28 protein-coding genes are annotated in these 25,965 nt (G+C 33.0%); 17 read left to right on the top strand and 11 right to left on the bottom strand.

The features are described 5' to 3' along the window. Positions 1–4 precede the first annotated feature (4 nt). From BM238_RS13635 to deoC, 4 genes are read left to right on the top strand one after another with little or no spacing between them, the layout of a single operon-like run. A complete protein-coding gene (locus BM238_RS13635; protein ID WP_090082476.1) occupies positions 5–1,267 on the top strand; it encodes an NAD(P)/FAD-dependent oxidoreductase in 1,263 nt (420 codons plus the stop codon). Further along, a complete protein-coding gene (gene trmD, locus BM238_RS13630) occupies positions 1,264–1,941 on the top strand; it encodes a tRNA (guanosine(37)-N1)-methyltransferase TrmD (RefSeq protein WP_090082473.1) in 678 nt (225 codons plus the stop codon). The genes BM238_RS13635 and trmD overlap by 4 nt, the downstream gene beginning before the upstream one ends. A gap of 24 nt (positions 1,942–1,965) precedes the next feature. Next, positions 1,966–2,916 carry an endonuclease/exonuclease/phosphatase family protein gene (locus BM238_RS13625; protein ID WP_090082470.1) on the top strand — a complete coding sequence of 317 codons (951 nt, stop codon included), beginning with the start codon at positions 1,966–1,968 and terminating at the stop codon, positions 2,914–2,916. Between the two features lie 10 nt (positions 2,917–2,926). Continuing rightward, positions 2,927–3,670: a deoxyribose-phosphate aldolase gene (deoC, locus tag BM238_RS13620; RefSeq protein WP_090082467.1), complete on the top strand. Its 744-nt coding sequence runs from the start codon at positions 2,927–2,929 to the stop codon at positions 3,668–3,670. A gap of 49 nt (positions 3,671–3,719) precedes the next feature. On the opposite strand, the gene BM238_RS13615 is transcribed toward deoC, so the two are convergent. Further along, positions 3,720–4,073, bottom strand: a complete 354-nt coding sequence (locus BM238_RS13615; protein ID WP_090082463.1) for a T9SS type A sorting domain-containing protein — start codon at positions 4,071–4,073, stop codon at positions 3,720–3,722. A 116-nt stretch (positions 4,074–4,189) separates the two neighbouring features. Between BM238_RS13615 and hemB the strand changes: the two genes are divergently transcribed. Then, positions 4,190–5,185 carry a porphobilinogen synthase gene (gene hemB, locus BM238_RS13610; protein WP_090082461.1) on the top strand — a complete coding sequence of 332 codons (996 nt, stop codon included), beginning with the start codon at positions 4,190–4,192 and terminating at the stop codon, positions 5,183–5,185. Between the two features lie 304 nt (positions 5,186–5,489). After that, positions 5,490–6,695 (top strand): hypothetical protein, encoded by a 1,206-nt coding sequence (locus tag BM238_RS13605; protein WP_143093401.1) that lies wholly within the window; start codon positions 5,490–5,492, stop codon positions 6,693–6,695. A gap of 96 nt (positions 6,696–6,791) precedes the next feature. Here the strand turns inward: BM238_RS13605 and BM238_RS13600 are convergent, their stop codons facing one another. Beyond that, positions 6,792–7,742, bottom strand: coding sequence for an isopenicillin N synthase family dioxygenase (locus tag BM238_RS13600; protein ID WP_090082455.1), 951 nt, complete (start codon positions 7,740–7,742; stop codon positions 6,792–6,794). A 319-nt stretch (positions 7,743–8,061) separates the two neighbouring features. On the opposite strand from BM238_RS13600, the gene lptB reads away from it, so the two are divergent. Together lptB and BM238_RS13590 are read left to right on the top strand one after the other, a co-directional pair. After that, on the top strand, positions 8,062–8,790 hold the full coding sequence (gene lptB / locus BM238_RS13595; RefSeq protein WP_090082451.1) for an LPS export ABC transporter ATP-binding protein: 729 nt from the start codon (positions 8,062–8,064) through the stop codon (positions 8,788–8,790). 166 nt (positions 8,791–8,956) lie between these two features. After that, positions 8,957–10,684 (top strand): ABC transporter ATP-binding protein, encoded by a 1,728-nt coding sequence (locus BM238_RS13590; protein WP_090082789.1) that lies wholly within the window; start codon positions 8,957–8,959, stop codon positions 10,682–10,684. A gap of 5 nt (positions 10,685–10,689) precedes the next feature. Here the strand turns inward: BM238_RS13590 and BM238_RS13585 are convergent, their stop codons facing one another. After that, positions 10,690–11,937, bottom strand: a complete 1,248-nt coding sequence (locus tag BM238_RS13585) for an arsenic transporter (protein WP_090082448.1) — start codon at positions 11,935–11,937, stop codon at positions 10,690–10,692. Between the two features lie 71 nt (positions 11,938–12,008). Between BM238_RS13585 and BM238_RS13580 the strand changes: the two genes are divergently transcribed. From BM238_RS13580 to BM238_RS13570, 3 genes are all read left to right on the top strand, one after another. Then, a complete protein-coding gene (locus tag BM238_RS13580; RefSeq protein ID WP_090082445.1) occupies positions 12,009–12,578 on the top strand; it encodes a cob(I)yrinic acid a,c-diamide adenosyltransferase in 570 nt (189 codons plus the stop codon). A 115-nt stretch (positions 12,579–12,693) separates the two neighbouring features. Further along, a complete protein-coding gene (locus BM238_RS13575; RefSeq protein WP_090082442.1) occupies positions 12,694–13,308 on the top strand; it encodes a thiamine diphosphokinase in 615 nt (204 codons plus the stop codon). Positions 13,309–13,406: 98 nt separating this feature from the next. Continuing rightward, on the top strand, positions 13,407–14,798 hold the full coding sequence (locus BM238_RS13570) for a type III PLP-dependent enzyme domain-containing protein (protein WP_090082437.1): 1,392 nt from the start codon (positions 13,407–13,409) through the stop codon (positions 14,796–14,798). A 13-nt stretch (positions 14,799–14,811) separates the two neighbouring features. On the opposite strand, the gene BM238_RS13565 is transcribed toward BM238_RS13570, so the two are convergent. The 7 genes from BM238_RS13565 to BM238_RS13535 all read right to left on the bottom strand — a co-directional run bounded on the left by BM238_RS13565 (position 14,812) and on the right by BM238_RS13535 (position 19,456). Next, entirely contained in the window at positions 14,812–15,471 is a 660-nt protein-coding gene (locus tag BM238_RS13565) for an HAD family hydrolase (RefSeq protein ID WP_090082435.1), read from the bottom strand. 164 nt (positions 15,472–15,635) lie between these two features. Further along, positions 15,636–15,845 carry a DUF5808 domain-containing protein gene (locus BM238_RS13560; protein ID WP_090082433.1) on the bottom strand — a complete coding sequence of 70 codons (210 nt, stop codon included), beginning with the start codon at positions 15,843–15,845 and terminating at the stop codon, positions 15,636–15,638. A gap of 22 nt (positions 15,846–15,867) precedes the next feature. Continuing rightward, the gene (locus BM238_RS13555) at positions 15,868–17,247 is read right to left on the bottom strand and encodes an alpha/beta hydrolase family protein (protein WP_233741990.1); all 1,380 of its coding nucleotides are present in this window, start codon (positions 17,245–17,247) and stop codon (positions 15,868–15,870) included. Beyond that, complete coding sequence (locus BM238_RS13550; RefSeq protein ID WP_090082430.1) at positions 17,244–17,816, bottom strand: YIP1 family protein; 573 nt, start codon at positions 17,814–17,816, stop codon at positions 17,244–17,246. The genes BM238_RS13555 and BM238_RS13550 overlap by 4 nt, the downstream gene beginning before the upstream one ends. A 1-nt stretch (position 17,817) precedes the next feature. Further along, positions 17,818–18,087, bottom strand: coding sequence for a DUF2089 family protein (locus tag BM238_RS13545; protein WP_090082426.1), 270 nt, complete (start codon positions 18,085–18,087; stop codon positions 17,818–17,820). A gap of 466 nt (positions 18,088–18,553) precedes the next feature. Beyond that, entirely contained in the window at positions 18,554–18,973 is a 420-nt protein-coding gene (locus BM238_RS13540) for an SH3 domain-containing protein (protein ID WP_090082423.1), read from the bottom strand. 6 nt (positions 18,974–18,979) lie between these two features. Further along, positions 18,980–19,456, bottom strand: a complete 477-nt coding sequence (locus BM238_RS13535; protein ID WP_090082419.1) for a BON domain-containing protein — start codon at positions 19,454–19,456, stop codon at positions 18,980–18,982. 271 nt (positions 19,457–19,727) lie between these two features. Here BM238_RS13535 and BM238_RS13530 point away from each other — a divergent pair, with 271 nt between their 5' ends. Next, complete coding sequence (locus tag BM238_RS13530; RefSeq protein WP_090082416.1) at positions 19,728–20,978, top strand: dicarboxylate/amino acid:cation symporter; 1,251 nt, start codon at positions 19,728–19,730, stop codon at positions 20,976–20,978. Between the two features lie 65 nt (positions 20,979–21,043). Here BM238_RS13530 and BM238_RS13525 read toward each other — a convergent pair whose 3' ends face one another. Further along, entirely contained in the window at positions 21,044–21,646 is a 603-nt protein-coding gene (locus tag BM238_RS13525; protein WP_090082413.1) for a DUF4142 domain-containing protein, read from the bottom strand. 219 nt (positions 21,647–21,865) lie between these two features. Between BM238_RS13525 and BM238_RS13520 the strand changes: the two genes are divergently transcribed. The 5 genes from BM238_RS13520 (at position 21,866) to BM238_RS13500 (ending at position 25,964) form a co-directional block, all read left to right on the top strand. After that, on the top strand, positions 21,866–22,231 hold the full coding sequence (locus BM238_RS13520) for a BlaI/MecI/CopY family transcriptional regulator (RefSeq protein ID WP_090082410.1): 366 nt from the start codon (positions 21,866–21,868) through the stop codon (positions 22,229–22,231). Continuing rightward, positions 22,231–24,270, top strand: coding sequence for a M56 family metallopeptidase (locus BM238_RS13515; RefSeq protein WP_090082409.1), 2,040 nt, complete (start codon positions 22,231–22,233; stop codon positions 24,268–24,270). Before BM238_RS13520 ends, BM238_RS13515 begins: the two co-directional genes overlap by 1 nt. Positions 24,271–24,298: 28 nt before the next feature. Beyond that, positions 24,299–25,159 carry a GLPGLI family protein gene (locus BM238_RS13510; protein ID WP_090082406.1) on the top strand — a complete coding sequence of 287 codons (861 nt, stop codon included), beginning with the start codon at positions 24,299–24,301 and terminating at the stop codon, positions 25,157–25,159. Positions 25,160–25,246: 87 nt separating this feature from the next. Beyond that, entirely contained in the window at positions 25,247–25,579 is a 333-nt protein-coding gene (locus tag BM238_RS13505; RefSeq protein ID WP_143093399.1) for a hypothetical protein, read from the top strand. Between the two features lie 10 nt (positions 25,580–25,589). Next, positions 25,590–25,964 carry a DUF1304 domain-containing protein gene (locus BM238_RS13500; RefSeq protein WP_090082399.1) on the top strand — a complete coding sequence of 125 codons (375 nt, stop codon included), beginning with the start codon at positions 25,590–25,592 and terminating at the stop codon, positions 25,962–25,964. The last annotated feature ends 1 nt before the right edge of the window (position 25,965 follow it).

The raw sequence follows: 25,965 nt of genomic DNA, 5'->3' as shown, positions 1-25,965 counted from the left end.
TGAGATGGTACGCGAAAAAATAATAGTCGTTGGCGGTGGATTTGCAGGTCTGCAATTTGCCAGAAAATTGAATAACAAAACCGGACAAAAAGTAATGATGATTGATAAAGTCAACCATCACATGTTTCAACCCCTTTTTTATCAGGTCGCTTGCGGACGCATTGAGCCGTCAAATATTTCCTTTCCTTTCAGAAAAATTTTCCAGAAATCACGAAATATTCAATTTCGGATGACGGAAGTTTTAAAAGTAATTCCTGAAGAAAATAAAATCATTTGCGAAGACGGTACTTTTACTTACGATAAATTAGTTATTGCCACAGGTTGTAAAACCAACTTTTTCGGAAACGAAAAAATGGCGGCTTTAACCTTCGGGATGAAAGATACGCAGCAGGCGATCAGCATTAGAAATCACGTTCTTTTGACTTTTGAAAAATTAATAATCGAAAGAAAAAGAACTGACGATGGCAACTGGAATATTGTGATTGTAGGAAGTGGGCCAACGGGTGTGGAACTGGCTGGCGCTTTTTCCGAAATGAAAAAAGAAATTTTGCCACGCGATTATCCGCACATGAATTTTAATGATTTAAAGATCATTTTAATAAGTTCTACAGAACAACCTTTGGATAATATGAGCGAAGAAGCTCAGGTAAAATCTGAGGAATATTTGAAAGAATTTGGTGTAGATTTTATGAAAGGAGAATTTGTGACCAATTACGACGGCGATAAAATTTATACAAAAAGTGGAAAAGAAATCCCTACGAATACGGTAATTTGGGCTGCCGGTGTCACTGGAAATGTATTAGAAGGTTTTAACGAAAATGAAGTTTTTCACAACCGGTATAGAGTTGATCGGTTTAATAAACTTCAACATTTTGAAAATATTTATGCCATCGGAGATATCGCTTATATGGAAACGCCAAAATATCCAAAAGGTCATCCGCAAGTCGCCAATGTCGCGATTCATCAGGCTAAAAATTTGGCAGATAATTTCCTAAAAAAGGACAGTGAAAAGTGGAAAGAATATGAATATAACGATTTAGGTTCAATGGCAACGGTTGGGAAACACCGCGCTGTCGTCGATTTACCAAAATTTAAATTTCAAGGTCTATTGGCTTGGTATTTTTGGATGTTTTTGCACCTGATGTTGATCTTAAGCGTTAGAAACAAATTGGCGATATTTTTCAACTGGATGTGGAGTTATATTAACAAAGATTCTTCTTTAAGACTCATCATTATTCCTAAAAAACATGATTATACAGAGCAATGAGAATTGATATAATTACGGTTTTACCGGAGTTAATGGAAAGTCCTTTTCAGGCTTCTATTTTAAAACGCGCGCAGGAAAAAGGTTTGGTTGAAGTTTATTTTCATCAATTAAGGGATTTTTCTACCAATAAATACAAACAGATTGATGACACACCTTACGGCGGTGGCGCTGGAATGGTGATGATGATCGAACCGATCGATAAGTGCATTTCAAAATTAAAATCTGAGAGAGAATATGATGAAATTATTTATCTCACGCCCGACGGTGAAACTTTAAACCAAAAAATTGCTAATAATCTCTCGATAAAAGAGAATTTAATTTTTCTCTGCGGCCATTATAAAGGTATTGATCAGCGGGTTCGGGAACTGCATATTACGAAAGAAATTTCTATTGGAGATTTTGTTTTAACGGGCGGAGAATTGGCTGCTTGTGTTTTGGCAGATTCAATTATCCGATTAATTCCAGGCGTTATTGGTGATGAGCAATCGGCGCTCACAGACAGTTTTCAGGATAATTTATTATCGCCACCAATTTTCACCAGACCGGAAGTTTATAAAGATTTAGAAGTTCCAAAAATTCTTTTAAGCGGTAATTTTGCTAAAATTGAAGAGTGGCGCCACGAACAGGCTGTTGAAATTACTACTAAAAAACGTCCGGATCTTTTAGAAAATTAAGTTTTAAAACATTAAATAAAAGAAATGAATAACGATGCAAGTGCAGAACTAATAATGTTTTATAACGTGGAAAATCTTTTTCCGCCAGATCCAAAACCTGTTCACAAATCAGATCCTTCAAATTCAGGTTTAAAAAATTGGGACGAAAACCGATATAAAAGCAAAATTACAAAAATTGCGCACGTTTTAGAATTGGTGACAGAAGATCATCAGATTTTACCAATTTTGATAGGACTTGCGGAGATTTCCACTGATTCAGTTTTAAAAGATATTATTGCTCAGCCTGTTTTTGAAAATAAGTATAAATATATTCAATTTGATTCTTTGGACGAGCGAGGCGTTGATGTCGCGCTTTTATATAATGCAGAAAAATGTGAAATATTACATTCCGAACCAATCAGTTTTATTTTTGAATTTGAAAATCCGGGTCCATCAAGTTTTGATACGACTCGCGACGTTTTATTTTGTAAAGTTAAAATTGATGAGCAAATCATTGATTTTTATGTTGTTCATTTACCTTCAAAAAGGGAAAATGATGTTAATAAACCAAAACGAGAACACATTTTAGATAAGATTAAGGAAAGAATTTTAGAGGAAAGAAAAGAAAATTCTGATCCTGTAATTGTCATGGGTGATTTTAATGACAACGCAAATGAGGTAATGATTGATAATTTTCTTAAAACGAATGATACAGAGATTTTAAAAAATCCATTTTCTCAACTTTTCTTAGATAAAAAATATTCTACTTTTCATCATTCTAACGGACTTTTATTTGAGCAGATCTTATTGAGTCTGGAATTTTTTAATAATATTTCTGGTTTAAAATTTGAAGAAGCTGCAGTTTTCAACAACGTAAAATTAGGAAGTTGGGATCGGAAATATCAGGGAAGACCTTTTAGAACTTACGTTGGAACACGATATTTAGGCGGTTACAGCGATCATTTTCCAGTTTTGGTTAAAATTAAAAACATATAAAAATAACAAGATGCAATTAGAAAAATATTTAGATTCCACTTATTTAAAAACGCCGGAACAGGCTGGAATTAGTAAGGAAGAAACGCTCTTAATACTAAAAAACTTAACTGATGAAGCCATCGAAAATCAAATTTTTGCGGTGATGATTCGTCCGGATTTTGTAAATGAAATTCGAACTTATTTAGATGAAAAAAATTCAAAAGTAAGATTAGGTACCGTCATTGGATTTCCGGAAGGCACTTTTACAGAAAAAGAAAAATTGGAAGAAGCAGAAAAAGCGATTTCTGACGGCGCAGATGAGCTGGATTTTGTAGTTAATTATGAAGCACTTAAAAAAGGAAATTTAGATTTAGTAGAAAGTGAATTTCTTAATTGTACTTCTTTAGCTTTAAAAAACAAAAAGATCGCAAAATGGATCATTGAAATCGCAACTTTAAACGAAAATCAGATTGCAGAAATTTGCCAAAAAATTTCAACCTGGGCAAAAGAAAATTTTAAAGAAGATCAATTGAAAAATATTTTCATTAAATCTTCTACAGGATTTTACAAAACAGAAAATGACAAACCAAACGGCGCCACTTTCGAAGGAATCAAAATAATGCTTGAGAATTCAAATGGGCTTCCAGTAAAAGCTGCGGGCGGTGTGAAGACTAATGAAGACGCTGTAAAAATGATAAATTTAGGTGTGACCAGAATTGGAACATCTTCTGCAAAAGCTTTGTTGCAAAATTCGAAAAGCGAAGGAATTTATTAAAAATTTAGAAAAAGATAGATAAAAAAAGGCTTCAAGTAAAAGCCTTTTTTTATTGTTTTATAATTTGAGTAACCTTTTGTGTTTCGTCACTCATCACATATTTCATTAAATATTTTCCCGGTCGTAATTTATCTAAATTAATTTGTCCTGAATTCATTTTGACATTATATTGTGCGACCTGAACACCTAAAATACTGTAAAAAGTCACGGTTTTAATTGTCAAACTTGCATCTTTAGATTTTAAAATAATAAAATCTCTTGCCGGATTAGGAAAAGCCTGAAGGACTCCATCATCGCTTTTTGACAATGAGGTAGAAACATCTCTCGCACTTTGCTGCGCTTTAGCATTGATGCTAAAAGTAAGAGTTCCGAAAAATATAAATAAAAGTAAAGTTTTTTTCATTAGCGATCTATAAATAGAATAGTATGACAAATATAGGATTTAAAAATTATTGAACAATAGTTTTTTAATTAAAGTATCATTAAATTTGTAAAACATTTTCAAAAAGTATTCCAAAAATGATAATTTATTCAAGAAACAGAAGATTACGCGTTTCCGCGACGCTCAGAAGCTTAGTTCAGGAAACAGTTTTAATGACAAATGATTTTGTAATGCCCATTTTCGTGATGGAAGGTTCCGGAAAAAAGGAAGCAATTTCTTCAATGCCCGGAATTTTCAGAAGAAGTTTAGATCTTACAATTTTAGAATGTAAAGAACTTTTTTCTTTAGGTGTAAAAGCGGTTAATCTTTATATGAAAGTGTCAGAAAACTTAAAAGATAACACTGGAAAAGAATCCTGGAACGCCAATGGACTGATGCAAAGTACCATTAAAGCGATAAAAGACGCAGTTCCTGAAATGATAATTATGCCCGACGTAGCGCTTGATCCATTTTCAATTTATGGACATGATGGAATTATAAAAGACGGAAAAATCGATAATGATTCTACAAATGATGCTTTGGTAAAAATGTCTCTTTCTTTGGCCGAAGCTGGTGCAGATATTTTGGCACCGAGTGATATGATGGACGGCCGGGTTTTAGCAATGCGTGAGGCTTTAGAAGAAAACAATTTCACAGATGTGGGGATTTTAAGTTATGCGGCAAAATATGCAAGTTCTTTTTATGGGCCTTTTAGAAGTGCTTTAGACAGCGCTCCGGTTGATAATGATGATATTCCAAAAGATAAAAAAACATATCAGATGGATTTTCATAATTCACGCGAAGCTTTAGATGAGGTTTATAAAGACGTTGCCGAAGGTGCAGATATTATTATGATCAAACCGGGAATGCCGTATCTGGATATTGTTGCTAAAGTTCGTTCTTCAATAGATTTGCCAATTGCAGTTTACAATGTGAGCGGCGAATATGCGATGCTAAAAGCGGCGGCACAAAACGGCTGGCTCGATAATGATAAAGCCATTATTGAAAGTTTAACCTGCATAAAAAGAGCTGGCGCAGACATGATTTTTACTTACGCTGCGAAAGAAGCAGCAATTCTTTTAAATAACCAATAATTATTTGAGACATTTTGGATTATTCATTTCAAAGAATTTTTCTGATCTGTTTTTGGAAGACTTTTATAAAATTTCATTTTTATTAAAAAACTGAGTTAACAGTAATTCAAAAAATTGACATTATATTTCTGATTTTAAAAATAAAAAAACCTGCTAATTATAGCAGGTTTAATCTTGCTGATTTAAAAATCAACTTCTTCTTCATCATTTGTGTTTTGCAAAGCTAAAAATTAGTTAGGTAATTTTCTTGTACATTTTTGTACAAATTGTGGTAAATTGCTTAATATTAATTGTTAATAAAATTATGCAGTCGGAAATCGATATTCTAATTTATTTGCGAAAATCTGTGATCAGAACTTTTGGAAAGAAAATTTCTACATCGACACATTGTGACCAACTCTCAGATCTGCTGTTCGAAAAATACCAGGCAAATATAAGTGGACAAACGCTTCGCCGTTTCTTTGGATTGATAAAAAGCACCTCAGGGAGCAGCAGATTTACATTAGATCTTTTATCTAAATTTTGTGGCTCCAAAGATTTTAGAGATTTTAGCCTATTGCATGGTAGTGAAGAATTAGAAAGTTTTTTTGGTAATGCTGAGGATTCTACAAAAGACTATTGGGGTAAAAGCAAGGAAATCTGCATACAGATTTCCAACTCAAAAGAATTGTTGGTAGATATTCACCATCGTTTACTGACAATGCCTTTAGCCAGAAAATATTTTATGGAAAATCATCCTTCCAGAGATCTTCTCGGAACGGTTTACACCCAATATTTTTTGTCTTATCTTAAATATAATAATTGTGATGAAGCTAAGATTTTCGCTTACGGTTTTCTCTTTAAGGCCGCTTTTTTGCAGGAAAACGAAGTTTTAATGGAATTGTATTATTCGCAGATTATTAATATTGATTTGGACGAGCATGTTCACGTTATTCCCGCAGGTTTAAAATTTGGTGTTCAGCTTTTGTTTGAAGATTATATTGGTGATCATCGCTTGTTTAAAGCAACTTTTAATAAAATGAAAAAGGTAAGATTACATTACACGCAGTATTCTCAAAAATCAGTTTGTAGTTTTGAATATACCGTTTTAGAATCTTTGATCTTTACGGACAGAATTTCAGAAATCAAATTTCTCCTCGATAATAATTGTGAGCAGACGGAACAGGATCAGGAGTTTATTCCGGAGGAAAGAAAAAAAACACATGATGAGGTTTGGATCATCCTTCGTGCTTTATCATACCAAAAAATGGGCGATTCAGAAAAATCACAATTTTATCTCGATCAGGTTGATCTTAAAAATTTGGGAATAGGCTGGGAAAAATTTTATTCGCTGGTATTTTATCTTACAGAATTAAAACAGAATAAAATCATAGAAGAAAGTGATCTCATTTCAAAAATCAAAAAATTAATTTTAGAAACTCATTTTAATTATTTTGATACTGAGCTGAGTGAGATTTTAAAAAAACGGAAAATTAACAGCAAATCATTAGGTAAGATCTTCGTAAATTAATAAAAAAGACGAAAATTAATTCGTCTTTTTTTATATGTGTAAATCTGTGAAATCTGTCCGCAAATAAAATTCTACCATTCACAAATTCACCAATTTCTATTTCTTAATCAATCCCAGTTCAACCAATCTCTCATACAAAAATTCTCCCGCAGTAATATCTTCATACAACTTCGGATGATCTTCGTCAATACATTCTGGCAGACAGTTCAGTGGCATGTCACTTACCGGATGCATAAAAAACGGTACCGAATATCTCGATTTTCCCCACATTTCTCTTGGCGGATTTACAACCTGGTGAATCGTAGATTTCAACTTATTATTAGTCAATCTTGAAAGCATATCGCCCACATTGATCATCAATTCGTCAGGTTGTGCGATCGCATCGATCCATTCGCCTTCATTATTTTTCACCTGCAAACCTTTTCCTTGTGCGCCCATCAAAAGCGTAATTAAATTAATATCACCGTGCGCCGCCGCTCTCACAGCATCTTTCGGTTCGTCCGTAATTGGCGGATAATGAATTGGTCTTAAAATAGAATTGCCGTCTTTCGCAAATTTATCAAAGAAAAATTCATCCAAACCAATATATAAAGCCAACGCTCTCAAAACATAAACACCTGTTTTTTCCAACATTTGATAGGCTTCTTTTCCGACCGAATTAAATTTTGGCAATTCTAAAACTTCCACATTATCAGGATATTCTGCAGCATATTTAGAATCTTTAGAAACGTATTGACCAAAATGCCAGAATTCTTTAAGATCGCCTGTTGATCTGCCTTTTGCGTGTTCTTTCCCAAAACTGATATAACCTCTTTGTCCACCAATTTCCGGAATTTCATATTTTTCTTTCTCTTCTTTCGGCATTTGAAAAAAATGTTTCACTTCTGTGTAAAGTTCTGAAACCAAATTTTCATCCAAAAAATGGCCTTTCAAAGCCACGAATCCAATATCTTCGTACGCTTTACCAATTTCATCTACAAATTTTTGCTTTTTTTCGGCGTCCTCAGACAAAAAGTCCTGAAGATTTACGCTCGGTATTTTATCCATAATTTTTTAATTTTAATAATTTTTTGGGCAGCTTTATCCGTCTTCCGTTCCCGCTTTTTTATGTTCCACTTCGTTACACATAAAAAGAGCTCCACTCAAGCCGGGCTGCAATTTTTCGCTGATTTCAAACTTATTTTCTAATAAGTCTAAACATATTTAATTTATCAAAAATTCACCCTTTAGGGTTGGGGAAATATTTTTGATTAAATTTAAAGTCAACCTTACAAATTTAACAATATTTTTCTTTAGCAACTCTTAATTTTAGTTAAATGAAAATTTACCCAAATCAAAACTTATAAAAAATATTATCTTTGTCTCTATGATTTTACGCGGCGAAAATTTAATAAAAGAATACGGTTCCAAAAAAGTAGTAAAAGGCGTTTCTGTCGAAGTGCGCCAAGGCGAAATTGTCGGACTTCTTGGTCCAAACGGTGCCGGAAAAACGACGTCCTTTTATATGATCGTAGGTTTGGTAAAACCAACTTCAGGAAATGTTTTCTTAGATAATAAAAATATTACCAAAGACGCGATGTACCGCCGCGCGCAAAACGGCATCGGTTATCTTGCCCAAGAAGCCTCGATTTTCCGGAAACTTTCCGTTGAGGATAATATCATGGGCGTTTTGGAATTAACTAAACTTTCCAAGAAAGAACAGCAAAGAAAAACCGACGAATTAATTGAAGAATTTTCGCTGGAACACGTTCGCAAAAACCGCGGCGATTTGCTTTCCGGTGGTGAAAGACGAAGAACTGAGATAGCAAGATGTTTGGCAACAAGTCCAAATTTTATTCTTTTAGATGAACCATTTGCCGGCGTTGATCCAATCGCTGTAGAAGATATTCAGAAAATTGTCCGCTCTTTGGTCGAAAAAAACATCGGAATTTTAATAACCGATCACAATGTTCAGCAAACTTTAGCGATCACGAACAAAACCTACATTATGTTTGAAGGTAAAATCCTGAAAGAAGGTTTACCGGAAGATCTGGCCAATGATCCGGATGTTCGCCAGGCTTATTTAGGTGAAAACTTCAGATTCGAAAAATATTAGTTTTTAAATTTATTCATTGTAAAAAGAAAATTCCTTTAAAATATTAAAGGAAAAATTTCATTATTTTTGTGAGAGAAGATAATTAATGCAAAAACCTTTTACAAAAACACTCACACTTTATAGTATTTTTCAGCAATTGCTGCCGTTCATCAAACCTTACAGGAAAATGATTTACGGCACTTTGTTTTTAACGTTCATCGGTGCTTTAGCGGCGCAGGTTAATCCCTTGGTTTTAAAATATACGGTAGATGAAGTGACAAAACTGACCAGACTGCCTAATCCTATGCAGGAAGGAATTCATGTTTTAGTCATTATTTCCGCTATTTTATTAGGTAAGGAAATCATCAACATTTTTATACAGTTTGGACAGAAATTTTACGGTGAAAAGATCAGAATTAATATCAGTTCGGTTTTAGCACAATCTGTTATCGATAAAATTTTGACTTACAAAATTTCCTATTTTAATGATGAAAATCACGAGAGTGGAAAACTTCAGATCCGTATTGATAGAGGAATCGAAAGTTTAACCAAATTAGTACAAAACTTTTTCATCGATATTTTGCCACTTTTTTCAAACGCATTTATCGCTTTGGTGATCATGTATTGGCAAAATGTTTATGTCGGTTTGGTTTCCACAGTTGTGGTTCCTATTTATTTTTATGTGAGTGCATTGCAGGCAAAAAAATTAAATGGCGTTCGCCGGGAATTAAGAAACCAACGCGAGAAAAAAACTTCCGGACTTTTAAATCTGATTAATTCCATTATGGTAATCAAAAGTTTTGTGCGGGAAAAATTTGAAGGTGAAAAACAGTACGATCTTCAGATGCAGTTGATGGACAGCCAACTTTTTACGCGTAGAACCAATTTTTTTTATGATGGTTTAAAAACATTTATCGAGCAGTTTGGGGTTGTTCTAATTATTTTATTGACCGTTTATTTAGTGCTCGATCAGCAAATGACGATCGGTGCAATTATGCTTCACATCATGCTTTTTAGTAATGTTTCTTCGCCAATTCGCCAGTTGCACAGAATTTATGATGATATGAATGACGCGTTCATTTACGCCGAAGGTTATTTTGATATTTTAAATGCAGATTCTGAAACCGAAGTTTCCGGTAAATTTACCGAGGAAGATATTAAAGGTGATTTTAGATTAGAGAATGTAGATTTCACTTATCCGAGTGGTGCAAATGCTTTGCGTAATGTTTCCATTCACATTGAAAACGGAAAAACCACGGCTTTGGTTGGTTTAAGCGGTGCCGGAAAATCGACGGTCATAAATCTTTTATGTAAATTTTATCTGCCAAACTCGGGTAAAATTTTATTGGATGGAAGAAATTTAGATGATTACGATAATGATCATTTACGAAAAGATATCGGTCTGGTTTTACAGAAAAATCACATTTTTCAGGGAAGTATTGAAGACAACATCCGCTATGGAAATATGGATGCTACTTTTTCTGAAATAGAAATTGCGGCAAAAAAAGCCTATCTTCATGAGCAAATTCTTGAACTTCCAAATAAATATAACCACGATGCAACGCAACTTTCCGGCGGACAACAACAGCGGATCGCGATTGCAAGATTATTTCTGAAAAATCCACCAATTATTTTATTAGACGAACCAACTGCAAGCTTAGATGCAATCGCAACGGAACAAATCAAAAACAGTTTAGACGCGATTAAAGAAAACAGAACTGTGGTGATCATTTCTCACTCTTTATCTCAAATTTTAGATTCCGATAAAATTTATGTGATGAAAAAAGGTGATGTCGTAGAAAGTGGTTCGCACGAGGATTTAATGAAAGTTCATGGCACTTACCGTGAAATATTTGATGCTTCTGCACGAAGTTTAAATCTTGAACGTCTCGTAAAAACTTACAGCGAAAATTAATTAATTCAAAGAAATAGAACTGCAAGCGTGATGATCAAAGCCGGTACCATCACAATAAAGCCAATTTTTAAAAATTGCCACGCGGTAATATCGTAACCTTCTTTTCTTAAAGCTACAAGCCAAAGAATTGTTGCCAAACTTCCTGTCACTGATAAATTTGGGCCAAGATCAATTCCAATTAAAGCCGCATTTTTTAACATTTCCGGAACTTGCGCAATTTGCAACGTGCTTCCCGTAATTAATCCTGCAGGTAGATTATTGGTTAAATTACTTCCAAAAGCAGTACTGAAACCACTTATCCAAACGGCTAAATCCGGCGATTTTGCTGAAAAATCAGTGAGAAAAGAAGCCAGTTGATTGATAATTCCGGTGGAATTTACTGCTTCTACAATAATGAATAATCCAGCAACTAAAGGCAAAACCGACCAGGAAACCCCTTTTATAACTTTTAATGGCGATTTTTTTGAAATAATTAAAACAATAATTGAGGTTAAAATTCCTGTAATTGCGGTTGGTAAACCTAAATCTAAATTGAAAGTAGAAGCCGTTAATAAAACGACCGCCGTAAAACCGATTCCCAAAGCCGCTGCTTTTCCGCCAATGCCTAATTTTGGCAATTCAATATTGGTTTCAATTTTTTGCTTTAAATTATTTCTTTGTGAAAGGTAAAGCATTAAATAAGTCATGAGAATGGCAGCGATAGAAGGCAAGGCAAAATGCTTTAACCAAACAAATAAAGGCGGCATTTCTTTTCCATAAATCACCAGATTTGCGGGATTTGAAATGGGCAAAACAAAAGACACCGCGTTGGCGATAAACGCACAAATAAATAAATAAGGCAAAGGATTTTTAACTTTCGAGGCTTTCATCGCCGCAATGACTGCTGGTGTTAAAACTACTGCTGTTGCGTCATTAGATAGAAAGACGGTAACAAAAATTCCTACTAAATAAATTAAAATAAATAATTTTAGAGAAGATCCTTTTGAAATACGTGTTGCAAATGCAGCGAGCCAATCGAAAAGTTTTTCCTCTTTTGCCGTTTCTGCCAAAAGCATCATTCCAACTAAAAAAAGATAAACATCCGTTCCGTTTTTAATTCCAAAAAATGCCTCATCAAATGAAATTAATCCGGTAATCATTAAAATAAACGCGCCAAAAACTGCCCAGATTGCTTCCGGTAATTTGAAAGGTCTCATAATGACAAGAGATGTAGTTATAATGGCGATCAACCATATAAATAAATTTTGATCCATTTATAAATAATTAAAAATTTAAATTTATCACAATTTTTCATCTTTGTAGAAAAAAAAACTATTTTAGTTGAATGAAAATTTATACTAAAACCGGCGACAACGGCGAAACTGCACTTTATGGTGGAACCCGTGTTTCAAAAGCCTCTGCGAGAGTTGATTCTTACGGAAATATCGATGAACTGAACAGTTTTATTGGTGTGGCAAAAGCGCAAATTTCTGATGAAAATATTTTAAATCAATTAAAAAAAATTCAGTTTAATCTTTTTACGGTGGGTTCTGAAGCCGCAACACCGACCGATAAATTAACTTTAGCCAACGGAAAATCTCGTTTGACCTTAATTATTTCTGATAAAGAAATTGAAGAACTTGAAGTTTGGATGGATGAAATGGAAGAAAAATTAGAACCACTTCAGTATTTTATTCTTCCCGGCGGCGGAAGTGGCGCAACAGCCTTTCACGTATCAAGAACAGTTTGCAGACGTGCGGAAAGAAGTTTGGTTTTTCTAAATGAATCTGAACCTATTCGCGCAGAATTAATAAAATATTTAAACAGATTATCCGATTATTTATTCGTTTTAGCAAGATTTGTTTCAAAGTTAAATAATGAAACTGAAGAATTCTGGAATCCTAACGAACGTTGAATTGTGAAGTCGTAAAGTTGTGAAGAAAAATAACCTCAAATATAGATTTGTGTAAAAAATTTTAATTTAATCTTTGTAATTTGGCAACTTTACAACCAACAACTTTACAACTCAATTGAAATCTCTTCTTTTCATCAACGGAATTCCGCCAAAACAATTACCTGAGATGTCCGGTTATCAAATTATTGCGTGTACTGACGGCGCTTTTCATTATTTAAAGGAAATGAATTTTCCGTTTGAGAAATTAGATTTTATCTCAGGTGATTTTGATTCTCATTCCGGAAAAGATGAAACAGTTTATGATCAAAAGTTTATTTACACACCTGATCAAAATAAAACCGATTTCCAGAAAGCCTTAGAGATTTTAGAAGAAAAGGGAATTCAGGAACTTCACGTTTTTGGCGGAAGTGGCGGCGAAATGGATCATTTTTTAGGAAATTTGAGTGTGGCGTATTTATTTAAAGAAAAACTCAAAATTACTTTTTACGATGAGTTTTCCACTTATTTTTTTTCACCCAAAAATTTAGCTTTAGATAATGTAAAAGATAAAATGATCTCGCTTTATCCTTTTCCAACGACAGAAAATTTAACAACAAAAGGTCTGGAATGGCAATTAAATAAGGAAAATTTAAACATTCAAACCAGAATTGGAACCAGAAATCAGGCAATAGAAAATCATGTTGAAATTACATTTGAAAAAGGCGAACTGATTATTTTTCTTCATCATTGATTTAAAACAGGAAGTTTAACAAACTTTTAAAATAAAAACCCAACTTTTTTCACGATTTTTGCAACGCAAATAATTATTAAAAAATCTGTCATTAAAGAATGAAAATTAAATATTCAGAACTCATCGATCAAACAATGTATTTTCCCACGGAAGAATTTAACGTGGAAGAAAATAATTTAAAATTTCACGATATTCCTTTGATGGAAGTGGTAGAAAAGTTTGGTACACCACTGAAGTTTAATTATTTACCGAAAATTTCAATCAACATTGAACGAGCAAAAGGTTGGTTCAAAGAAGCGATTGAAAAAAATAATTACAAAAAAAATTACAGATATTGTTATTGTACGAAATCTTCTCAGTTCGCTTTCGTTGTTGAAGAAGCCTTAAAAAACGACATTTCTTTAGAAACTTCTTCGGCTTACGATATGGATATTGTGAAGTCGCTTTACGATAAAGGCAAATACGGAAAAGATGTTGAAGTGATTTGTAATGGTTTTAAAACTGACGATTATTTAGAAAAAATTTCAGATTTAATCAATAATGGTTTTGAAAATATCATCCCAATTTTAGATAACTACCGCGAACTTGATAAACTGACAGAAAGCATCGACCGCACTTTTGACATTGGAATTAGAATTGCCGCGGAAGAAGAACCAAAATTTGAATTTTATACCTCAAGACTTGGGATCGGCTATAAAGATATCATTCCTTATTACAGTCAAAAAATTGCAGATCATCCAAATGCACGACTAAAAATGTTGCATTTTTTCATCAATACTGGAATTAAAGACACAGCGTATTACTGGAACGAATTATACAAATGTTTACGCGTTTACGCCCGTTTGAAAAAAATTGCGCCGGAAGTTGATTCTCTCAATATTGGTGGCGGTTTTCCAATAAAAACATCGCTGAATTTTGAGTACGATTACCAGTATATGGTGAACGAAATTGTCTCTCAAATTAAAAAATTCTGTGAAGAAGAAGGCGTTGAAGAACCAAATATTTACACCGAATTTGGAAGTTTTACCGTTGGTGAAAGTGGCGGACATTTATATAAAATAATCTCACAAAAACGCCAAAATGACCGTGAAAAATGGAATATGATCAACTCATCTTTCATGACGACTTTGCCCGACACCTGGGCGATTTCTCGTAAGTTTATCATGTTGCCTTTAAACCGTTGGGAAGACACTTATGAACGTGTTTTTCTTGGCGGATTAACCTGTGATTCAGACGATTACTACAACTCTGAGCAACATACCAATGCAATTTATTTACCCGTCTTTTCAGATACAAAACCACTTTACATAGGATTTTTCAATACGGGCGCTTATCAGGAAACCATTGGCGGTTACGGCGGCGTTCACCATTGCTTGATGCCTCAGCCAAAGCATATTTTGATTGACAAAGACGAAGAAGGAAACTTTACTTACAAAGTTTTTCGTGAAGAACAAAAAGCAGAAGATGTTTTGAAAATTCTGGGATATTAATTACTGATAAACTTTAAAAATACTTCGAAATTTTTGCAAACTCAATGTCAGAATAATCTGAAATCACAAGATCAGCTTTGTCATAATTTTGATTTTTAGAATGCTCGCTTTTATAAGCAACGCAAAATATTTCAGCTGAATGTGCGGCCAAAATCCCGTTTGTAGAATCTTCGATCACCAAACAGTCTTCCTTTTTCTCATTCGCAATTTCCGCTGCAAGAATGAAAATTTCCGGATGAGGTTTTGACTCATTTAAAGTATCGCCGCTTATTTTTCCGCAGAAATAATGGTTTAATTCAAATTTTTCAAAAACCCAGTTGATCGTATTCATACTTGCAGAAGACGCCAAAACGAGTTTCAAACCATTTTCAAAATAATTTTGGATCAAATTTCTTACGCCGGGAAGCAAATCAAAATCCAGATCATTGTCAAAATACTGTTTGAAATACTTTCGTTTCCAGGTATTTAGCTCGTCAATATTGTATTTTAAATCATATTTTTCGATAAGTGTTTTGCTTACTTTTTTCGTAGAATATCCCGTAAAACTTTCATAAAGTTCGTCAGAAACCTGAATTCCCAGATCGTCGAACATTTTGTTATATGCTTTTCTATGAAGTGGCTCTGTATCGACAATAACGCCGTCCATATCAAATAAAACTGCTTTTAATGGCATCCAATAATTTTCTGCAAATTTAAGAAATTAATACTGCAGATGCGAAGCAACAAAATTTCAGCTTCTTTCAAAAGCAGTCCCGCTTTCCATTGCAATCTTTTATCAATTTTTAAAAAATTCATAAAAGGATTTCCATTGCAATCGGGGCTAGGTTGAAGAGTATTTTATTTTTTGTGGCTTTCGATCAGATAGATAATAAATCCTATACAGGCGAACATGACCATAAAAGCCAGAATTGATTTAAAATTTGCGAAATTTATTGTCCATCCAATACCATATCTCTTTGGTGGAAAAATTCTATTATCCGTTGGATTAAAATAAAATAAGTTGCATTTCCAGTTTGAATTATCTAATTCAGGTTTTAATTGATCCATTTGAAAAATGTTTATGTAAATGTTATTTCAAGCTCAAAACCCAAGAACTAATTTTATCTAAAACTTTCGGCGAAATAGTTTCTTCGATTTGGGCATATTCAGATGGATTTCCGGTTTTTGCAGTTTGCATTAAATGATTTAAACCGTCAAATTCTATGGTTTCAAAATGCTTATTTCCTGCTTTTGTGAGTGAAGATTTTATTCCTGCTAAATTCTCTTTCGCCGAAACTTGAAGATCTAAACTTCCATCAATTGCCAAAACCGGAATTTTGATTTTAGATAAATTAATATCTGGATTATATTTAATAAAATATTGAAACCAAGGTGATGAAATTTGTTTTGCCTGGTTTTCTGCCGTTTCCTCAATCTTGTCTTTCGGAATTTGGCTTTCTGGTAATTTTTTTAAATCATTTAAAATCGTTGTTTTAGCATCAGATTTTAAATTATTTCCTTTATAGTTATTAACAAATAAATACAATTTCTTATTAATTTCTTCATTAGTTTTTAAAGCATTTTCATCTGCACCGGAAATCTTGCCAATATCATAATTTTGTTTAGTAATCAAATCTGTAATTGGAATTCCAGGACCTGCAATTAGAACTAAAAATTTTACATTTTTATTCATATTCGCAACCATTGGAGCAATCATTCCACCTTCGGAATGTCCGATTAAACCAATGTTTTTGTAGCCATTTTTAGTTAAATAATTAACAGCAGAATTAATATCAGTTGCAAAATCTGCCGAAGTCGCGCCCTCTTTTCCTTTTTCTGAACCGCCAATTCCACGGTCATCTAAACGTAAAGTGGCAATTCCTTTTTTGGCTAAATCGTCTGCAATTACTAAAAATGGTTTGTGTCCAAAAAGTTCTTCATCTCTGTTTTGCGCGCCACTTCCGGTGATCATTACTAAAATTGGTTTGCTTTTATTGAAATTCTTTGGTTCGGCAATTGTCCCTGCTAAAAGATTTCCCTGCAAATCATTTTTAAAACTAACATTATTTGCATTGTAAGAAAACGGAGGTTTTGGTGTTTGCGGACGTTTTAATTCTTCGGTTTCATTATTTCTCGTTAAAATTAATGGTAAATTCATTCCATTTTGCGAAAAATTTCCTTCAATTTTATCGGTGGTTAATTTTCCTTTATAAGTAATTCCGAGCTTAGAAGCATCAAAAGTTAATTCGTTATTTTCAAAAGTAGTTTTTTCAATAGGAATTCCTTTTGCACCTTGCATTGGACTATCAAAATTAGATTTGTAATTATTTTCCACTTTTTCAATGTTAAAAACCAGAAGTATTTTTTGTCCTTGAGCTTCCAGATTTCCGTACCAAGAACCTGAAATATCTTGTGAAAATAGACTTTGTACAATCAAAGTAAAAGCGATAAGGATAAATTTTGTTTTCATAATTTTAATTTTGGTAGATAAAGCTGAGAAATTACTATAAAAATAAAATATAATATGAACAGTAGCATTATTTTTTGCCAGGATTTTACATTTGTAGAAGTTTTGAATCCATTAAAAAGTAATATCAGACTGTAAATGGAGCAAGCAGAAATTATAAGTGATAGCGTAGATAAAAGAGCAACTGCCAAAACTTTATTTTCAAGGTCAGAACTCAGCATTAGCGAATTTTTTTGTCTTAAAGTAGGAATATTTAAAATTAAAAAAATAATAATGAACGGGAGCTGAGAAATTGTAATGGTATTTACAATATCAATTATACGGGTGTTTTTATTAAATATTTTGGCAATTATGATAAAAAATGCAATTGCGCTTAGGTAACTAAAACTTGCATTAATAAAAGCCTGACTTAGTTTTAAGTTGAAATTAATACCTAATTTTCCTAATGACATGAAGGGGATTTTAAAAATAAATGAAAATAGCACTAAAATAATAAAACCTACAAGGCCAACTATAAACAATTGCTTTTCCGAAAACTTTACAAACGGATTAAAGATATATTTCCAGTTCATTTTATATAGTTTTTAAATTTTTAATTTTCTCGATTAAATCATCCATTTGGTTACGCATCGTTGGGTAGGAGAGTTGTGCTTGTTTTGCCATTTCTTTTATGCTTCCGCTGGAAAGGAAAAATTCTAAAATAAAATCTTGTTCATCGCGATTTAATTTAAAATAAAGTGGAAGTTCATAATTACCGTTTACTTCTGTAGAGCAATTATTGCATTTCATCTGACTGACGTTGAGCGAACTTTCGCAACTTGGACAAATTATCGGCAGTTTCATTTATTTAATATTTATTTTACAAATGTATAATTTATTTTAATAATATTAAACATTGTTTCAATAAAGTTAAAAATATTTTTATTTAAATCGTAAAATAAAAAGTTAAAAGATATTAAAACTTCGTTTAAATCTTGTTTGAAAGATTTTTTTTGAATAGATTTTGGTTCAAAAATATCGTACTATTTGTTACTATAATTTCATCCCTTCGGAATTACTTACTTAGTATGACTTTTCAAAAAAAACAATAAACTTCAAACTTGCGAAACTCCCGGACAAGCGATAGAAGCGGCATCCTTTTTCTTATGACTGGCGAAAGCCAAGAAGAAGAAAAAGATATAGCGGATAGCGCGGTCCCGATAAAAGGGAAAATTTTGCGAAAGCAAATTTTTTCCTTTTATCGGGATGGCCCCAAATAAAAATCCCGGAAAAAATATTTCCGGGATTTGTTTTTATTGTGAAGTTGATTTTAAGCCTGCAAATATCTTGCGTAAGCGTAACCTTCTTCTCCGTCGGCAGTTTTTACTTTCCACCATTCGTCTGAAGTTTGCTCAACTAAAGTTACGGTTTCACCTTTTGCAGCTTTTCCTACAATTTCTGCTTCTGTGGAAGCTTCCTGGCGAAGATTTAGATTAGAACTTTCCGTATTTACAGTTAATGTTGCGCCGGCTGCAAGACCTGCAACCTGAACATTTACATTAATATCTGAGGCAGAATAACTTGGATCTATTGCGCCTAATGCATTCCAAACAGCATCTTTGGTCGCTGTGTTAGAGGCATTTCCGGCAACATATAAAATACCATCCTGCTCGGTAACTTTTAAATCAGAAACTCCTGCTGTTTGCGCCGCAGAAATAACATCTGCGTATTTATCTTGTAATGTGCTCATAATTAATTATTTAACAGTATAGTTGTAATTTACTTTTCCTACTTGTAAAGCATCCACAGATTCTTTTATTTTTCTTGCCTGTGCGGAAGAAACTGTTCCTGTAATAGTTAATTCACCATTTACTACCTCAGCTTTTGCACTTGGGAAATCTTTTAAAGCATCCGTTACTTTTTGCATATTTGCCGGATCGACTGCGTTTACAGTTACAGCTGGCGCTGCAGCAATTGTTGACATGTCCATTACTTCTTTGATTCCCGGAATTGCTTTTAATGAAGCGACCATTTGGTCTTTTGCTGCCTGATTGGCAAACGTTCCGCTCAAGTGTGCTACACCATCTTTTACTTCTACAGTTGCATTAGGATTTGCTGTTACAACGGTTGTAGCTGAAGTCTGCAAATCAGCATCACTTACTTTTTTCTTACAAGATGTGCTTGCGAAAGAAACCGTTAAGGCCAAAGCAGCCATTGCGATCATTTTTTTCATAATGTAGTTTATTTTGTTATAATTAATATAAATACTAATCAAATATATGTTAATATTAATAATCAAACACCTATTAAAATTATAAATTTTTCTTAAAAATATTCATTTTGTCAATTTATATCTGAAACCCAATATTTTTATAAAATAATCGCGGTGTAAATTCTTTTAAATATTAATATTGAAGGTCATTATTGCAGGAAGTTTAATATTTCAGGAATTTATATTAAATAAAAAAAATATCTTTGTGAAAACTGTACGTAAATAAATTACAATGAAAGGTCAAAACAAACTTTTTTTCGCCATAATAATTGCTTTAATAATTGGCGTCGTGATAGGCGGAATTGTTAATTTAAAATACCCTGAAAACGCGCCCGCATTTTCTAAAAATATCAAATTATTAGGAACAGTTTTCATTCGGCTCGTTCAAATGATCATTGCGCCGTTGGTTTTCACAACTTTGGTTGTAGGAATTGCTAAAATGAGCGATGTGAAAATGATTGGTAGAGTAGGGACAAAAGCGATGCTTTGGTTTATCACTGCTTCATTGGTGTCACTTTTTATAGGTTTAATATTAGTCAATTGGTTAGAACCAGGTCACGTGACGAAACTTCCAATTCAGGACGCATCTTCTGCGTCAGAACTTGTAAATTCAAGTAAAGGTTTTTCCATGGAAGATTTTGTGAATCACATTATCCCGAAAAGTTTATTTGAGGCATTTGCTCAAAATGAAGTTCTTCAGATCGTGGTATTCTCGGTGATGTTTGGTATTGCGCTGGCAAATATGGGAGAAGAATATGCAAAACCGATCGTAAAAGCTTTTGACATTTGCGCACACGCTATTTTAAAAATGGTTGGTTATATAATGTGGTTTGCGCCGCTTGGCGTTTTGGGCGCAATTGCCGCAGTTGTTGCAACAAACGGATTCGAGATTTTTAAAGTTTATGCCATTTATCTTCGGGATTTTTTCTTTGCCTTAGGGATTTTATGGTTGGTGTTATGTCTAGTTGGCTATTTAATTTTAGGAAACCGTCTTTTTGAATTATTAAGACGAATCAAAGCACCTTTACTTATCGCATTTTCTACAACCAGTTCTGAAGCAGTTTTCCCAAAATTAGTGGAAGAACTGGAAAGATTTGGCTGTAATAACAGAATTGTTTCTTTTATTTTGCCACTTGGTTATTCTTTTAATCTGGACGGAAGTATGATGTATATGACTTTCGCTTCAATTTTTATAGCACAGATCTATGGAATTGATATGACTATCGGTCAGCAAATCACCATGCTTTTAGTTTTAATGTTAACTTCAAAAGGAATCGCCGGTGTTCCGCGTGCAAGTTTGGTAATTATTGTTGCAACTTGTACGATGTTTGGAATTCCACCCGAAGGAATTGCTTTAATTTTACCGATCGATCACTTTTGTGATATGGGAAGAAGTATGACAAACGTTTTAGGAAACGCTCTCGCAACTTCCGCCGTTTCTAAATGGGAAGGACAGCTTGAAAGTCATGGTGGAGATATGTAATTTTTTAAATTTAAGACAAAAAAAATCCCGCGAATCGAGCGGGATTTTTATTTAAAAATCAAAAACTATTTCACAGCGTTCATTGCTGCTTCAGCTTTTGTTAAATGCATTTCTAATGTTGGGACTGTTGTAGAAGCAAATGCTTTTACGTCGCCCGTTCCTTCCGATGCTTCTTTTTTAAATTCTGCAATATCTTTTTTGTGATCAGAAACCATCATATCTGTGTACGCTTTGTCAAAATCTGCACCGGTTTTCATTTTTAAATCGTCAACCATTTTTTGCTGATCCGCATCTAAACTTGTCGGAAGCGTGTATTTTGCGTTCATTGCCCAGCTTTTTAAAGCTTCATTTGCTTTAGAATGATCTGTCACCATCATTTTACCAAAATCTTTTACCATTTGATTTGACGCATTAGTTTCTGCTATATTTCCAAGCATTACTTCCATCATTCCGCCTTTTGCTGCAGCGTCTACAAACATTTTGTCCTGATCTGTCATATCAGCGGTTTTCATTCCGCCCATTGTTGCGTCATTCGAAGTCATTGCTGTGGAATCCATCGGCGCCATCATGGCGGTGCTGTCTGTGTTGTTATCTACAACTGTGTTTTCTGTTTTTTTACAAGATACTAAAGCTGTAATTGCAAGAATTGTTAAGATTGAATTTTTCATAACTTTTTAATAATTTGTTTTAATAATGTTTAGTGGTGATTTTCACCACATTAAAAAGTGCAAATTTTTTGCCAAAAATTTTTTTTCTTAAAAGTTTGAATTTAAATTAACATTTTAGATAAATAATTATTAAACAGAAAAAGCTTAAAATTTATCACTAAAAAAATAGTTGTAATTAAAATTTTAATTTTACATTTGTATCACTAAAGAAATAGTGATATGCAGATTCAACAATTAACGAAAGCCGAAGAACAAGTGATGCAATACCTCTGGGATTTGAAAAAAGCTTTTCTAAAAGATATTCTCGAACTTTTCCCGGAACCAAAACCGCACACAAACACGGTTTCAACAATCTTAAAACTTTTGAAAGACAAAGATTTCGTTGATTATAAAGTTTTCGGCAGACAACACCAGTATTTCCCTATAATTTCTTTGGAAAAATACAGAGGAAAATCCATGAAAAGTCTAGTGACCAATTATTTTGACGGTTCTTATAAAAACGCCGTTTCCTTTTTGGTAGAAAAAAATGAAATGAGCGTGGAAGATTTGGAATTATTACTTAACGAACTAAAAAACAAAGACTAATGGAGACTTTACTAATTTATTTCGGGAAAATGATTTTGTGTTCCGGCGTGATGTTCGGGTATTATTTTGTGTTTTTGAAGGATAAAACTTTCCACCATTATAACCGTTTTTATCTGCTTTCTATTTTATTTTTAAGCATCTTTTTGCCTTTAATAAAAATTGATTATTTCACTATAGAAGTCAATCCGGATTTCTTTCTTTTGCTAAAAAATCTTCAAACCGTTTCACCACAAAACTTAAAACAAAATGATTTCAATATTTATCCATTTCTTTTTTCAGTTATTGGATTGGTTTCTGTCTTTTTTATTTTAAAATTTTTATTTGGTTTAATTAAAATTCAAAAGTTAAAAGTCAAATTTCCAAAAACAGAATTCGAAGGTATAAAATTCTACGAAACGCCTTTGGAAGATGCGCCATTCTCCTTTTTCAGAAATCTTTTCTGGAAAGATTCTATTGAATTACAGTCAGATTTGGGGCGACAAATCTTGAAACACGAAATGGTTCACATTGAACAAAAACACACCTGGGACAAAATTATTATGTCAGTTGTCAACTCTCTCTTTTGGTTTAACCCGATCTTCCATTTAATTAAAAAAGAAATATTTCTCATCCATGAATATTTAGCCGACAAAAAAACCGTAAAACAAAGCGACACGAAAGCATTTGCGCAGATGCTTTTGGCGAGCCATTTTACAGGAACTTCTTTGCCAGCAACAAGTCCTTTCCTAAGTTCTAACCTAAAAAAAAGAATTATTATGCTTAAAAAATCACATACAAAATTCAGTTATTTACGTAAAATTTCTGCACTTCCAATTGTTTTCTTTTTGGCTTTTGCTTATTTAGTTAATGCTAAAAACCGGGAAATAAATTTAACTAATCAAGAAATTTCAAAGGCAGTTTCTAAAATAAAAAATGATACGATAAAGCCTACAATAAATGTAAGTTTAGTAAAAGATGATAAAGGCAATTTTGAAGATAAAATAATAGCTGAAAACGATAAAGCATTATTTAAAATTGGTAGTAGAGAAGTTATTAAAGCAGAATATTTAAAATATTACAGGGAAAATAAAAACTCCAAAAAGGCTGGATTTTATTCTGATAAGATTAAAGACGGTATAACTGTATTTGGAGTCACAGATTTAAAAGATTCAGAAAATGTTAGTAATGGCAATATTACTAAAAACAAACAAGAAATATACGCAACAACATCTATCCTCTCTGACACGGATCCAAAATTAAAGAACACTTCGAGCAACTATACAGTAACTTCTAATTATTCAGAAAATCTATCTATTAATCCATTGGAAGATGCACTTAAAAACACGACAGGTTCAGATACTTTTAGAATTGACAGCAAAGAAGTTTCAAAATCTGAGTTTGAGTATTACTACCGAAAAAATTATGGACAAAAAACTATTTCATTTGGTTTTAGCAAATTAGCATTGGAAGAGAAAAATGGAACTAAGCATTTTTATGCAGTGCAAAACAATAATTTAGCATTGACAAATGCTGAACTGAAAGCAAAAGTTTTAGAGCAAAGAAAGCGTGCCATTGAAGAGGGAAAAGAAGCAAAATTTAAGGCAGAGGCTGCGAGGTTTAAAGCAGAAAGCGCTGACTTAGCAAAAACTGTTGCTACCGAAAACCTAAAGGACAAAGGAAATCCAAACCAAAATAATCCCTGGATTTTAAAAAGCGAAGCACCCAAAACATCATTTTTTGAAAATAAAAACGTTAAATATTATGTTGACGGTAAATTAGTTGAAGGTTCTACTTGGAAAGAAATTCTTCCAGAAAATATTAAACAAGTTAATGTGGTAAGAAATCCCGGACAGAAAAATGGCGGTATTGTTTATATTGTCACTAAAGATTCTCCGCTTGAAAATATTCCGACTCAATTCGATAGAATCTACATTAATGGAAAGGCAGCAACACAAAATGAATTATTTAAATTAAGCAAAGATTCTATAGAAACCCAGAATATCAAAAAAAATAATGAGAATGGGAAATCTTTTAATGAAATAAGAATAACAACAAAATAATTAGTTCTACTTTTAACCAAAAATATCCATGAAAAAACTGACCTTACTCTTAATTTTGATAGCAAATTTAGCCTTTGCACAAAACCAGCGTTTCGCTTATGAATACAAATTTGTCTCAGATTCTACCAAAAAAGAAAATGTGGACAAAGAAATGATGTATTTAGACATTACAAAAGACGGCTCTAAATTTTACAGCAGAGCAGTTTTTGTCTCAGATTCTACGATGAATGCAATGTTTGAAAAACAGATAAAAACGAGTGGAAGCATGAACGTCAGTATTAATATGGGACAAAGTTCTGGTAAAGTACGTTTTAAGGTTTTTAAATCATATCCAGATTATAAAACCTATTTCATTACGCAAATGGGAAGAGATTCTTACAAAGTTTTAGATGATCGGGAACTTGTCTGGAAAATTTTACCAGACAAGGAAACAGTAGGTGAGTTTATGGCACAAAAAGCAACTACAGAAATGTATGGCAGAAAATGGACAGCCTGGTTTACGACAGATATTCCTTTACAGGATGGTCCGTACAAATTTCGGGGTTTACCGGGATTAATTGTTAAAATTTCAGATGCCTCAAATTCTCACGTTTTTCAATTGAAAGCGGTAACAAAATTTAAAGAAGAAACCGTTGGCGTTGAAAATGTTTTCGGTGGCGATAAAGCAATTGCAATTAACGAAAAACAATACAAAAAAATCTACATTGAAAACCGGAATGATCCCGCTAAAGCATTGAAAACAATGATGGGAAGCGGAACTACCATGTCATTTAGAGATGCGTCGGGAAAAGAAATGTCTGCAGCAGAAATGATCAGAAACAGAGAGAAAAGTGCGAAAGAAAATAATTTAAAAAACAATAATCTATTAGAAATTGATTTATTAAAATAAGTTAATTCATCTCATTTTTACTTTGTCAAAGTTAGTAGCATTACGCAAATAATTTTGGCAAAGTTTTTTATTTTTAAAGCCAAATTTTTGATAGTGAAAGTTTCGGATGCTTCAAATTCTCATGTTTTTGAACTGAAAGCTCTTACTAAATTCAATAAAGCATCTGATGATATAGATGCTTACGGTGATAAAAAAGACATTAATATTAGTCAAAATCAATATCAAAAACTTTACTTAGATTTTAGAAATGATCCTGCAAAAAGTTTAAAGCAAATTGTCGCAAGTGGCGGAATTATTACTTTTGAAGATGCATCTGGGAATAATATTTCCGATGCAGATATGATACGCAAAAGAGAACAGAGCGCAAAAGCCAATAATCTGAAAAATAATAATTTATTAGAATTAGATTTGTTAAAATAAAAAAGTCACTATGTTTATAATTCCAAAAATATTGATCGCGATAGTCGCCTTAGAGCATATTTACATTTTATATATGGAAATGTTTGCGTGGGAAACTTTGGGTAAAAAAACCTTTAAAGGTTCATTAAAAGACGAATTATTTAAGCCCACAAAAAATTTAGCCGCAAACCAGGGTTTATATAACGGCTTTCTCGCGGCAGGTTTGGTTTGGTCGTTTTTTATTAAAGATGAAAACTGGTCGCAAAATGTAGCGTTATTTTTTCTGAGTTGCGTTGCAATCGCCGGAATTTATGGTGCAATTACGGCTTCTAAAAAAATATTTGTCGTTCAAGCGATGCCTGCAATTCTCGCGATTTTGGCCGTTATTTTCTTTGGTTTAAAATAAA

Origin of the sequence: Halpernia frigidisoli (assembly GCF_900113805.1) — a bacterium.
Taxonomy (GTDB): Bacteria; Bacteroidota; Bacteroidia; order Flavobacteriales; family Weeksellaceae; genus Halpernia; species Halpernia frigidisoli.
The sequence above is the reverse complement of the archived record's forward strand: the minus strand, read 5'-3'. Positions and strand labels throughout refer to the sequence as shown.